Source organism: Pseudomonas phytophila, from assembly GCF_025643095.1.
GTDB lineage: Bacteria > Pseudomonadota > Gammaproteobacteria > Pseudomonadales > Pseudomonadaceae > Aquipseudomonas > Aquipseudomonas quasicaspiana.
Map to the genome: position 1 here is coordinate 3,366,191 of NZ_CP081201.1, position 12,108 is coordinate 3,378,298.

At 53.5% G+C, this 12,108-nt stretch carries 12 protein-coding genes; 5 read left to right on the forward strand and 7 right to left on the reverse strand.

All coding sequences use genetic code 11. The annotated features are described in order from the left end of the window. Positions 1-148: 148 nt before the first annotated feature. From K3169_RS15265 to K3169_RS15290, 6 genes are all read right to left on the reverse strand, one after another. A complete protein-coding gene (locus K3169_RS15265) occupies positions 149-541 on the reverse strand; it encodes a hypothetical protein (protein ID WP_027899961.1) in 393 nt (130 codons plus the stop codon). Then, a complete protein-coding gene (locus K3169_RS15270) occupies positions 535-1,209 on the reverse strand; it encodes a hypothetical protein (protein WP_263267064.1) in 675 nt (224 codons plus the stop codon). Before K3169_RS15270 ends, K3169_RS15265 begins: the two co-directional genes overlap by 7 nt. Positions 1,210-1,305: 96 nt before the next feature. Next, on the reverse strand, positions 1,306-2,970 hold the full coding sequence (locus tag K3169_RS15275) for a DUF4344 domain-containing metallopeptidase (RefSeq protein WP_263267065.1): 1,665 nt from the start codon (positions 2,968-2,970) through the stop codon (positions 1,306-1,308). A 115-nt stretch (positions 2,971-3,085) separates the two neighbouring features. Next, positions 3,086-3,982, reverse strand: a complete 897-nt coding sequence (locus K3169_RS15280) for a hypothetical protein (protein WP_263267066.1) — start codon at positions 3,980-3,982, stop codon at positions 3,086-3,088. 35 nt (positions 3,983-4,017) lie between these two features. After that, on the reverse strand, positions 4,018-4,734 hold the full coding sequence (locus K3169_RS15285; protein ID WP_231675468.1) for a DUF3142 domain-containing protein: 717 nt from the start codon (positions 4,732-4,734) through the stop codon (positions 4,018-4,020). Continuing rightward, positions 4,735-6,918, reverse strand: a complete 2,184-nt coding sequence (locus tag K3169_RS15290) for an outer membrane assembly lipoprotein YfiO (protein ID WP_122806157.1) — start codon at positions 6,916-6,918, stop codon at positions 4,735-4,737. A gap of 325 nt (positions 6,919-7,243) precedes the next feature. On the opposite strand from K3169_RS15290, the gene K3169_RS15295 reads away from it, so the two are divergent. From K3169_RS15295 to K3169_RS15315, 5 genes are all read left to right on the forward strand, one after another. Next, positions 7,244-7,543: a hypothetical protein gene (locus tag K3169_RS15295; RefSeq protein ID WP_152525143.1), complete on the forward strand. Its 300-nt coding sequence runs from the start codon at positions 7,244-7,246 to the stop codon at positions 7,541-7,543. 58 nt (positions 7,544-7,601) lie between these two features. Then, positions 7,602-8,078, forward strand: a complete 477-nt coding sequence (locus K3169_RS15300; RefSeq protein ID WP_263267067.1) for a DUF6393 family protein — start codon at positions 7,602-7,604, stop codon at positions 8,076-8,078. Between the two features lie 117 nt (positions 8,079-8,195). Then, positions 8,196-8,570 carry a histone-like nucleoid-structuring protein, MvaT/MvaU family gene (locus tag K3169_RS15305; protein WP_027899953.1) on the forward strand — a complete coding sequence of 125 codons (375 nt, stop codon included), beginning with the start codon at positions 8,196-8,198 and terminating at the stop codon, positions 8,568-8,570. A 776-nt stretch (positions 8,571-9,346) separates the two neighbouring features. Further along, positions 9,347-10,102, forward strand: coding sequence for a hypothetical protein (locus tag K3169_RS15310; RefSeq protein WP_263267068.1), 756 nt, complete (start codon positions 9,347-9,349; stop codon positions 10,100-10,102). A 148-nt stretch (positions 10,103-10,250) separates the two neighbouring features. Further along, entirely contained in the window at positions 10,251-11,519 is a 1,269-nt protein-coding gene (locus K3169_RS15315) for an OmpP1/FadL family transporter (protein WP_231673401.1), read from the forward strand. Positions 11,520-11,584: 65 nt separating this feature from the next. Here the strand turns inward: K3169_RS15315 and K3169_RS15320 are convergent, their stop codons facing one another. Beyond that, the gene (locus K3169_RS15320) at positions 11,585-12,091 is read right to left on the reverse strand and encodes a hypothetical protein (protein WP_027899950.1); all 507 of its coding nucleotides are present in this window, start codon (positions 12,089-12,091) and stop codon (positions 11,585-11,587) included. Positions 12,092-12,108: the final 17 nt, after the last annotated feature.

Genomic DNA, 12,108 nt, shown 5'->3' on the forward strand with positions numbered 1-12,108 from the left:
AGCCAGACACGCCGGTCCTGCTCTAAGTTCTTCAACGCTATCGACATTCAAGAGTGTGCTCAGCCCGGCGCTTAAATTCCCTGGATCCGCAAGACGGAAAAGCAATCGTTGCAAGGCCGCTACGCAGCGCAACAAGAGCGGCGGCAATTCACTTGTCGGGTGGCGTCATGTGTCGTCCGCAACCGCCCTCGGAATCAGCTTTAAGGATGGTTTGATCTGGAGCCACGTAGAGCGTGATCTTGCAGTCCACATTTGTCGTTTCGTCGGCGTAATAATTGGTGATGTTTCGAACACCACCACTCACGTTCTCACTGCTGCCTTTGTAGACCGTATCGGTTTCCCAGTGTGATTCAAACCAGACGAGGGTAAACACGCCATCAGGAGTCTGGTCCATCTGATGGGGTCCACCCCACTTTTTATAAGCATCCTGTACGTTGCGGCCTTCCCACGCGGAGCGTGCCATCAGCTCTGGAACAGAGGCGCAGGCACTGATCAACGTTATGCTCGAAAGCAATAAAGGTTTGAGCGCACGAATCACCATGTCGGGTTCTCATCAAATTTGCAGGAGTCGTACTCCATCGCAGGCTTCAAAGCCTTGCCGAAGTGGGCGTTTATCATCTTGACGGAGTTACTGCACGCTTCTGGATCCCGATCGTTTTGTGCCTTTGCCTTGTCAAGCATGGGACCCATCACATCGAGTTCTTTCGACAGGTTTGCGCACGCGGTTTTCGTACTCATCTTTCCCGGCTCGGCCAGTTGCCCTTCACACTGTTTGCCGAGTGCATCGAGCTTTCTGAAGTCAACACGAGCGCACTGTTTCGGAATAAGTTCATCAAGTTGCGCAGCCTGGAACCTGTTCAACGTTTGCATGGCTTTGTCCATATCGCCGCTGATCTGATCCATCACTGTTTCGCGGCAACCATTGCCACGCTGGGCGGCTGTCATGCGAGCGGGTTCCTGCTGCGCCTGAGCGATCACTTTGGCAGTCTCTTCACGCAAAGAACCGCAGGCCAGAGGCTGGGCACCGGATTGCAATTGACTGTCGCAAGCTTTGGTCAGGAACGCGACAGTATCGGTTTTAACCCCTCCACACTGCGTAGGGGCGTAAGCCGCAGCACCATTGGAGGGTTTTGGCGGTACACCTGCGCATGCGGAGAGAAAAACAAACACAGCGACGGGCGCTAAAGTTTTGAGTGTGCTTGCAGTCATTAATCAAATCCTGACGGAATTAGGCTAATTGAATTGCGTAAATCCAATCAAAAAATAGTATTTGATTGGATGACGACTATCCATAGCACACGTGTGCTATTGAATCATGCGGGGTTCGGCGGAATCATTAATGGTTTTCTGATAGCGCGGCGCGAAGTATGGCGACAGGAAGTCCACCCAGGCTTCATATTTCCTCGGCGCATCTTCTCTGCAACTTGCTGCTCTGGATTCCGGAAGCAGCCTCTGATCGATAATCGATGCGTACTTCTTCGGGTTGCTGCCATAAATCATGCACAGCACGTTGGAATAACGTTCCTCATTCCAGGCGTGTTTTTCGGAAAAATAGTCGCGGGTGTAAGCCGGCTGCACTGACGGATCGGCTTTGAATCCGGCCGCGTTCATTGCCAGCATGTGCGTGAGTTCTTCAGGATCGTCCTCATTTTTCATACCCAGCAGAATCAGGGTGGCGACCAGTTGATCGACAGCTTCTTCGACGTTCATAGGGGGTGGCAGTTTCAGCAGGTCAATAAGTGCGTGGCCTGTCGCATGCAGCAGAATAAGCTGCAGCCTGGCCTTGATGTATTGAAGCCGGAATGCCGGATCCTCATTGACGTAGAGGGAGTTAGCCTGGCGAAGAAGGTAGTCGACCATCTCATAACACAGGAAAACTGCGGATTCCTCTGGGTTGTAATCCGCGTCCACGCGACAAGGTCTGGCGATATAACGCAAAGGATGCTGTGTCATGAACATCCCATCCAGCGCGGTGATTGCGATGTTGCTTCTCAGCAAGTCAGACTTGCGTGCCACGCGATAGGCGTCTACAGCTTTCCCACTTGTGAACTCCTCGTAAGAATACGAAAAGCGCGGCCCAAGCCCGTCGGGAGTCGCTTCCACCGGGGCTTGCTGTTTGAGGGGTGAAGCCTTGGTGCCGGCGGTTTGTTTTTTTATTTCCCGAGAAAGCCCCCCCAGATACGGGTAATGAGGAAACTTTATCCCGTGAGGTTTAAGAAAGGGGTCTGATGTCCCGAGCGTGCCGAATGCGAAACTGTTGGCAATCAAGGGGGATAGAATTTTCATCTCTGTATCACGCTCGCGGAACCAAATCAGGTCATAACCACGAATCTCATCCCCTCGTTGCTCGTAACGGCTGTAGTGCTTAACAGCACCACGCTCCCCGGCGCTGACGAACATGTTCTCGTTCTTTAGCTTATAAGTGATGTTTGACTTTGAGTTTTCAGTCGTTTGCTTATAAAGGGCGTCAATAGCGTCAAATTGGACGCCAACCTGATTGACCATCTGAAGCACTATTTTCTTGTCGTCGGAGACAAAGCCCATCGCTCCGGTGCGTGGGTCCGGGGATGCTGTGAGTAATATCTCCGGGTAGGAAAGCGTCACGCCCGTCCTCGGGTCGATATAGGTTTCCCAGCCGAATTTATTTCTTGAGTGTTGGGCTAACTGGTACAGACGCGCGGCTATTTTAGTACTCAGCCGACCCGTTTCGGGTTGTTGGTACTGTTTCTGGATTACCGCAATAGCGTCACGCGTGTCCTTTTCAAAGTTGCCATCGATCCCGCCAGTATAAACCCCGCTCCAGATCAAGCCTTCCTGAATGATTTTGCGCTCATCAAGATTGAGCAGGTTTTCAATATCATCCGTCGTCTGAACAGGATAGGGAGGAGCGGGGGCTGTCGGCGCGGCAAGTGCGCCCAGCGGCTGCCAGAGGAACGCCGATGCTGTGAAAATATAGGCCAGATGAAGCATATGATTTCTCCAGCGCTTCGAGGCACTGCTTGCAACAGTCAGTATCGTCAATGGATTGTTTCCTTTGCTTCTGCAATGGCCTGCTAATCAGGTCCGTCGTTCGTGGCGTATGACCTCAACGAAATTCCGGATAGTCATGAATCAATCTGGCCTCCACGTTATCCACCAATGCGTAGCGCTCCACCGATTTCATCTCCTGCACGAAACTCCAGGGCGTGTCGATGAGGAGGTGGCCCACGGTAAAATCGGGGAGACCTTTTCGACGACGCAGGGCCTGAACGGCAAGCAGCTCAGCGGGGAAGCAGCGATCCAGCGTGGCGTCAAATTCATATCTTTTCCGGTCTGTATTTTCTTTGCTCCGGCTGATATGAAAGTCTGCCGCCTCTTGCATGACGGTGGTGAAGGTGGCTTGATCTTCGCTTTGCCAGTGCTCCAGCAGCGCCCGGTAACCGGGTACAAGCGGCTCTGGAGCCATGAAATCCGTTTCGATGTTGAACGCCTGGGAAAACAGACCAATCAAGAAAGCGTCGCTCGTGCCGCGCTTTATTCTGCGCATCTCACGCATAGTGTTAATGCGCTGATCTTTCTCGGCCATTTCGATAAATAAACGGGCACAGATCTCGGCGCGGTCCCACCAGGAAAACATCGCCGGACTGGCAGCCCTCATTCCGTATTTAAACTCTCTTGGCCAGCTCCCCAGATCCTGACGCATATGGCTGTACATGCCGTCCCAACGCAGCATCAGTGTCCGCAAGGAGGCTGCGCGTTGAAGCGTACGGCTGAGCATCGGCCTGTCGCTGCGAAGAAATGCGTCACAGCTGGCCACATCGTAGTAATGAGCCAGGCTGTCCAGATGCAGTCCCGCCTTGGCGTGAAGTGGGCCAGCGGTATCGAGGTAGGCCTGGACAGCGGCTGTGAAATTCTCGTGTTTTCTTTCAAGCCTGGCGCGTTCAACCCACTCACTACAATCCAGTGCCAGGCGTTTCAAGGATGGATGGATGTGGCTTTGCATACGATGTCGCCCCTGATCTGGCCATGTAAGTGTGCTCACTGAGGGTTTTGCAGAAACACCACATACCCTAAAAATCCCTCACTGCGCTCCAGATAAGCCGGCGCGTTCCACTCACCGCCCTGAATCAGTCCTACTTTGAAAGGCAGCCCCAGGCGACTCAGTCGCGGCAGATAGGCTTTGTAGTCTGGAATGCTGTGCCTGCCCTGATACGTTTGAACCACTACCTCATCGATCACGCCTTTGAGCTCGCCGATGACTGAAGTGTCCGCGTTACTGCTCCAGTCCATCAGGCCAGTGATACTGAGCCGATAGTTTTTGGGCAGGCGCTTTCGTAGATCGCGCAGAAATTCCACGTACTCGCCGAGATATCGTGTACGGGCGTCAAAGTCGACCTGTATGCCGACAACGTTGTTACCAGCCTGCTGCCATCGATTGAGCTGTCCGAGCAACTGCGTGTATACAGAGTCCGGCCAACGCAGGGTATGTGCACGATAAACAATCCAGAGCTCTTCCTGAGGCAGCCTGGAGACTGGCATGCCCTGCGCGACAAAATTCACCCGTTGATGGCGCTCACTGCGTGAACTGCTGATTTGTCCTTGCAGCACATACAGTGTTTTGGCCTTGGCGAGCACGTCTTGCGATGACACGCCTCCCCATAGCCAGAACGCATCATAGTCGTCGGCCTTGACTGCGGCAGATGCCGTAGCAACTTGCAGCAGGCTGACCAGGGTCAGCCATAACAGGGTCCGCATTTACCAGTAATACTGTTGGGATTTGGCCCAACGGGTATCAGCAAATTCCTTCTTGAGGTCCTGGAACCAGAATTTACGGACTTTGGGTTCTACATCCTCTCCGCCACAGCTATTGATACCCGCCGGGCCATAGCAATTAATCCCGCGGTAAAGCGCATAAGCGACGTCTGTGTGACTGGCCTTTGGATTGTTGATGACCGTTACGTAAGCGTTATGCCGTGAGAACGACTCGCCCGGGAAACTCGAGGGACCGCTGCCCAGCACGCCATCAGTCAGCTTTTCATTCAGTGGCGAGTCGTCCAGATGGTTACGCAGCATGAACTCACCCATGCAAATCAAACCCTGGTCGTCACTTGCGTTTTTCTCCAGTACCGCCGCAATCTCGGCGATGCTCGGGCAGCGGTAACCGGACTCAGCCTTTTCACCGTTCCATTTGAACAGTGCCAGTGACTGGCCCTGATCATATTGATAGCCCAGGCTGTAACTGAGCTTGGTGTCAGGGACTTGATCAGGCAGTTGTTTCAGGTCCTTGGCAAACGCTGCGAACTGACCGTGCATCAATTGTTTATAGAGCAGCAGGAAGAGGGCGGTGTCGCGTTCAGTTTTGCTGATCCCCTGAGTAACCTGTTGACGCAGTAGATCTGCATTAGCCGATTTGGCTAGCAGGATATACCGCACTTTCTCGTTCTTGATCGGCGAGTCTGCGCGGAATGCATCGGCTACCTGACCGCTGCGCTCATAGTTCATCGCCAACACGAGCTGCAGTTGCTCTTGCTGCAAAGGCAATTTGGCCTTGGTCAACAATTGCAGCCAGAGTTGCTGTGCGGTCTTGTCATCCTTGATGGCCTCCAGCGCCAGGCCGCGCAAGACTTGCTGGCTGAACGCGACATAGCCAAGCGTGTCAGGCACCTCGGAAGGCAACAATTGCAGCGCGCGATTCGGGTTTTTTTCGGTGTAGAAGGCGACCGCTGCTTGCAGGTAGCTGAACAGTGCGGGCTGTTGAGCAAAAATCTCTTTCTGCTGAAGCAGTGCCGGTTCGGTCAACGTGTTCGATATGCCCACGCGCATCCACATCAGGTCATTGACCGCCGCAATCAGCGGCGAACTGACAGGCGCTTTATTAGGCGTGATCAGCTTCAGATCCAGTTCGCGAATCAGCGCATCGTAAGCTGCGCTGTCGGCTTGAGTGACTTTGTCGATGTCGGCAAACAGCGCTTCATACTCGGCAGCGAGCTTGTTGGTGTCTTGTAACAGCCAGTGGACACGGCGCTGCAGCCCTTTGGCGGTGGCGGAATACGTGCCTGACGGGAGCGTTTGAAGGTACTTCTCGAAGGCCTCCTCGGCGCGTTGGGCAGCCGCTTTATCGACCCGGTCAGGCTTCAATTCGCCGTACTCGAAGGCTTTTTCCTGAGCCAGGTTCAACTCACTGCGGCCGATCATGTACAGCGATGTGTCTTTCAGCCAGGGATTGGGATTATTCGCGAGCGACGTAAAGCCAGACGTGGATTCAAGGAACCGGCCGCTGTAAAAATCCCCCGCTGCCTCCAGATAGGTCGCGAAAGATTTGCCTGCAGCGGACTGCAGATCCGCAGGCAGCATGCTTTTAACTTGCTCTCGCTCCCAACTGCAAGCCGAGAGCATGCGCAACCGGCTAGTGCCCAGCGCAGAGCGTTCAGCAGGGGATAAATCCTGTGTGTTGACCAGCGCCTGAATGAAGTTGGCGGCCGTCTGTTCATTGTTGCTTCGGCAACGACTGCCTTCACCGTCGACCAGTGTCGAGCTGGCAACCTCCGCCTGCTCGCGCTTGATTCCCAGGCTTGTCAGCAATGGATCAAGGCTCTGGCTTTTTGCGCCGTCCGAAGATGTCGTACTTTCATTCTCAGTGTCAGACGCGGGTTGAAGGCGATAGTAGGCGAAAGGCACCTCACCATAACCTTCTGCGATGTCATCTTTGCTCAAGGGCGCAGGCGTTAGCGGCAGTTTGCCGGAGTCTGCCAGTAACAGGCGCAAGTTGACGGTGCTGTCGTTACTGGGGCTGAGAAAAGGGAGATTGCTGCAAACACTGAATTGATTCTTGTTGACCGACCAGGTCGGTGCGCAGGAGTCATCATCACTCGCCTGAGCCTGGAAAGCAGTGATCGCACTTACAGCAAGAGCCAGAGTAGTCAGCAAGCGATGGTGCATAAAACATCCTTCATAGATAACTAACAGATCAGCGATGCCCATGAGTGGCATGCGAAAGGCTATACCGAGGGCGCGCACGAACAAATAGCACACATGTGCTATTGAAAACGGCCTGGCATGAATGAATTAATTGCTGCCATTGGCTACATCTTTTCGAAGTCCACCACTAAACGCGAGTCATGACAGGCGAGCAGGATCAGAAACCATCAAGGGGTTGTCCATGGAACTAGCTCCTGGACTGAACGTTAGAAGATTTTTTCGACATGCAGCGCTATACGGTTCAGGGGTCGTCATTGGAGTTTTCATCGTTCTAATGTGGGACTCGGTGCGTTCGCCATCTTTTCTGACTGATGGATTACCCACTTCATGGAACGGCGCGTCTGCGGAGTTTGACAGTCGTCTGCGCGCCCGTTTTCCTCTGGGTATGCCTGCGGGTGATTTCATTCGTGAACTCAACAAGGAAGGCTTCAAGCCCACGTGGTTTGAGAGTGCAGGTTATTACGGTGCTGTACGACGCGAGGGATGGATACCGTGCAGAGTGACTGCCAGGGTCCGCTGGCAGCCTGGGCCGGGCGATACGCTGGCTTATGTTGACGGCAATTATCGGGAAGAGGGCTGTCTGTAAATCCTGGTCAACAATGTTTCGGTAAATATCAGGTCAAGAATTACCAAGGATCCTCTTAATGAAGTACCCCGCGGTTGCAGTTATTTTGCTGGCTTTCTCTTCGCATCATGCTCTGGCGCGATCCATGGATTGTGGTAAACCGAACCCGATTGCGTCGTGTAAATCCGGTAGCCAGGATTGTGCCGAAGTCAGTCCTGAGTGGAGTGCCAGTTCGGGGGATCGGCAGGCAAACCTGAACGCCATGTTTGACGAGATTTACGCGTCGAGAAAACCGGTCGGGTTTGAGCAAATCGATGTCAGCGATGTGGTCACGCGATATTTTCCATTGAATACCCACAAGGCGGCGCTCATCCAGGCATTTACGCCACCCAGGACATGGACGATTGTCGAGAATCTGCCTGACAGAGTGGTGGTTCGGGATAACCGGGGGCGGGCTATAGTCGACCCTGATGCCAGTTCCGTGGTGATGACTTTCGTGTTCAGCAAGGAAAGCATGCTCAGTCAGGTAAGTGCAGTTCGTATAAAAAGCCAGTAGAGAGGCTGGCCTGGATCACATCGCTAACTGGCGCAACATTGAATGCTTTTCCGCGCACGAACAGGACACTTCTGTTTGTCCGCCCATTCCAACCTCCAATACGTGATGGAGTTATAAATGTCCAAGCTTGCAGAGTTTCGTTTGCTGGAAAGAAAATTGGCCGAACAGCTTAAAGAGCTGGATGCGCTGAAAGGCGATGAAGGGCTAAAGAAAGAGATCGAATTCGAAACAAGATTGCGCAACCTGTTGGCTGATTACGGATTCAGCCTGAAAAATGTGGTGGCGGTGCTTGATCCCCATGCTGCAGCTCCCCGTGTCAAGGCTGACAAGCCCGTCGCCGAGCGCAAAACCCGCAGAGCACGAGTGATCAAGGTGTTCAAGAATCCTGAAACCGGCGAGGTTGTTGAAACGAAAGGGGGCAATCATCGCACCCTTAAAGAGTGGAAAGCCAAGTACGGTGCAGATGTTGTGGACTCGTGGCTTGCCAACTGATCTGAATAAGTAAGCAGCTGACAGTGTGCCGGGGTGCGACCGTATGTAACGGTGGCAACCTTCTGACCATGGGCATGACGAATCCGCCTTCATGTTCGAAAAAGGGTGAGCCCACCAAGCAATCGCCTTACTGATTTCGACAGTCACTTGTTCAATTTTAATCCTGGGTTGATCTCGGTGTATGGCATGGATGATCAGCTCAGGTTTTTTGAACGTTTGACGAACATCGTTCAGCAATACTTAGGGACCCATACAGCTGAACGCAAATACACGGCCTGCAGGGTGAATATGACCGTTAACTCTAAAGGCATCATCGAGTGCTACGAAACCATAGGCTGTGGCCTTATGGGGATGGGTAACACTGGATCGCTGCACAAGTGGGGGATTAACTAAGTTTATTCGCAAGTCAGACTTCAGGGCTGAAGTACCCTGGTGAATCGGCTTTCATCAAACAACGTGCAAACTACTGGATTGAAAGCGTTTTCTGTAGGAGCTGCCGAAGGCTGCGAAGCATTTCTCCTGGCAGACCGTGATCGCAGCCTTCGGCAGCTCCTATAGATCGCAATGTTTGCGAGACAGCGCGGTGTCAGCGACACGGGGAGTAGATCTTGCGCAATAAAAGCCCACACCCAAATCAAGGCCATATAGCACATATGTGCTATTGAGCACGTTTTCAGCGACTGATATCGTCCGTGGTTTGTCTTTACGTCGACGCAGCCAATGATTTGTGCTGCGAGTGCAGGCGTGGGGCGGTTGTAGCGGTGAAGAGACTGTCCATGGGTGAAATCAGTTTGAAGCGTCGTTATCCAAAACAAGCAACGCGCTTGGCAGTTTTGGTGGTTGTGGCCTGGAGCGGGGTATTTGCAGGCTCAGCGGCTGCCAGCGACAAGTCGTCAGGCACTTGCGTTGCCGAGACCGACTTCCGTCAAGGCTCGGTGGTCGAAACTCAAACGCGGATCAGCAGCGCGCCCGCAGTGCCAGGGCACAACAAAACCGAAACACTCGGCCGTCAGTCATTTGCCGGCGCCAATCCGCTGATGCAGGCACAAACCACGCTGATTAATAACGACCCGGTTTTTACCGGGTACGCCTTCGTCGACCTGGTGGATGGCAAGCTCATCAGATACGGCAACCAGCACGGCAGCGGTGCTTCGCTGGTCGCCACCTACAACGAGCCGCCACCAGCCGTCCCGATTGATCTGCAGCCGGGGCAAACCGTCACGGTCAGCTATCGCAGCAAAACCGTCACGGCCGGGCCTGGTGTCGAGTACGAGATCACTGAAAAGCACACTTATATCGGGCGAGAAACTATAACGACTCCGCTGGGCACCTTTGATGCCTGCAAGTTCACCAATGAGATTTCCTCGGGACTCGCTTCCAGCAAGGATGGGCGAAATCTGGCTGTCATCGAGAGTTGGTTTGCGTCGGCCGGGCAGTACCGCGGGCGGCTCATAAAAACTTTTGTTCCAGCCCATGGTGGATTGCCGGACGTGACTAACGAAACGATAAAAATCGTCACCACCTCGCAATAACTCGCCATGAAACTGAGTGTTTGATTTATCGGATTGCTGTGTGAACGGACTCGCCTCGGCCTCGCGCCGATTCATGTTGGAAGAGAAGGCATCGTTGATGATCTTCCCCGGCACTTTTCAATAACGGGTTCTGAAGAAAGAAATGACCATGCTCAAGACAACCCTTGGCCTTGCCGTTGCATTTGTATCCACTCAGGTTCTTGCTGGCGGCTTCGCCCGCACTGAACAAAGCATCAGTTCCATGGGCAGTGGTCAGGCAGGGCGCGCATCGGCCGCCAATGACGCAGGTACCGTGTACGGGAATCCGGCAGGCATGGCGCGCCTTGAAGGCACGCAGATTACCGCGGGCGCAACATTCATCGACGCCTCCACGGACATCAGCAATGTCAGCGGCCGTTCCACTGGCAGCAACGACGGCGATATGGTTCCGTTCAGCACGGTGCCATTCGGCTTCTATACGCAAAAGCTCGATGAACACTGGTCCTTTGGTTTTGGGGTCTATGCACCGTTTGGCCTCTCGACTGATTACGAAAACGGCTTTCAGGGACGGATGTTCGCCAGCAAGAGCGACATCAAGGTCATCACGCTGCAGCCCACCGTCAGCTACGCCTTTAACGACAGATTATCGATCGGCTTCGGGCCTACCTTCAACCGCATTGCTGGCACGCTTGAGTCCGACGTCACACTGAATCCGGCCATTCCTGACACCAACGTCAAGGTCAAAGGTGACGACTCGGCTGTCGGTTTCAATCTGGGTGTGTTGTTCAATGCCACCGACACCACCCGGATCGGGCTGACCTACCACTCCAAAGTCGACTACAAACTGGACTGCCACACTCAGGTCGCCACCGGTGCAGGAACGCCTCCGCAAATACTGGCCAGCAACCGTTATGACTGCACGCTGAAAGTGACCACGCCTGAGTCCTACGATCTTTCGGTTACCCAGGAAGTTACCGACGCCTGGAAGGTCTTCGCCAGCGCGACCTGGACGGGCTGGAGCAGCATGCAGGACCTGAGTCTGCGTAATCAGCCGATCTCGGCAGCGCAGGGTGGTGCGTTGGCTTCGGCCTTGACTGGCTCCATTCAGGAGGGCCTGAACTGGCATGACACCTGGGCTTATGCCATCGGCACGGCTTACCAGTTGAATCCGCAATGGGTCGTGCGCGCCGGTTTGACACTCGATCAATCGCCGACCAGCAACACCAATCGTTCGCCGCGCACGCCGACCGGTGATCGGCAGATATTCAGCGTCGGTGTCGGTTATAACGTGACGCCGCAATTAACGATTGACCTTGCTTATTCCTACCTCAAGGAAGAAAGCGTTGATGTCAGTCGCTCCAATGCGTTGGCGAGTTACAGTGCGACTTATCAAAGCGACGCTAACTTGTTTGGGGTAGGGGCTACTTACCGGTTCTGATAAAACCCGGTTAGCCATGTGCCCGAGAACCGATGCCTTTATCTTTAAAAGGCATCGGTCATTGCTCAATAGGTTCTGAACGCTCGTACGATGTCACCTCTGAAATCAATATGTATCGAGGTTATTTTTACCTGTTTTCCGGGAGTGTTGCTGCCTGTAAGCGTGCCAGCGTCAGTTGCAATCTCCTGAGCATCACCCACTTTGTTTTGGCCACCAATAATGGCGCTTGCCGAATCGCCCGCTCCATATCGGCTGGTGTATTTATAGGCCATATCCGCGAGCTTGCCCAATTTCGAGTCTTTACTATCGTAGACCCACTCAGCAGAATTATTGCCTAAATCATCACGCACCGATGTGGGGTCACCGAACTTTTCCCGGATCTGTTGTTTTGAAGATTTGCCGGCAATGATGTTTGCCTTAATGTACTCAGGCGCATACTTCGAATCACCCGTCAGAGAATCCAGTCCAGGAATTGAACTCCCGATTCCACTTGAACAGGCTGTTAACGCGGCCATTAACATGGCTGCGGTCGCCAAACCTTTGAATTTTGCCAGTTGGCAATAAGTACCCATGCCTGTTACCTCTGATC